Source organism: Sphingobium sp. B2 (genome assembly GCF_007693735.1).
GTDB classification, from domain to species: Bacteria; Pseudomonadota; Alphaproteobacteria; order Sphingomonadales; family Sphingomonadaceae; genus Sphingobium; species Sphingobium xenophagum.
This window is the reverse complement of sequence record NZ_VDBZ01000038.1, coordinates 1-363: the sequence shown is the minus strand read 5'-3', so window position 1 is coordinate 363 and position 363 is coordinate 1. Positions and strand designations below refer to the sequence as shown.

General features: G+C 59.8%; 1 protein-coding gene. It reads left to right on the top strand.

Features of this window, described 5'->3' with window-relative positions; translation table 11 throughout:
- Positions 1–363 (top strand): DDE-type integrase/transposase/recombinase (locus FE851_RS25915; RefSeq protein WP_145206941.1); only part of this gene is annotated, 363 nt, incomplete at both ends.

Below are 363 nucleotides of genomic sequence, written 5' to 3'. Positions count from 1 at the left end.
GATCAACGGGATCAAGCCAGTCCGCACGCGCAAGCACAAGGTTACGACTGACAGCCACCATCGCCTGGGTGTCGCAGCGAACTGGCTGGACGGCGATTTTGCCGCAGATGCGCCCAACCGTAAATGGGCCGGCGACATCACCTATATCTGGACGTCCGAAGGCTGGCTCTACCTTGCCGTCATTCTCGATCTGCATAGCCGTCGCGTCGTAGGCTGGGCAGTCAGCGACAGGATGAAGAAAGACCTGGCGATCAGGGCGCTGGATATGGCGGTGCGCCTGCGCCAGCCTCCCGAGGGCTGCCTTTTCCATTCGGATCGCGGTAGCCAATATTGCTCCTACGACTATCAGAAAAAGCTGCAGGC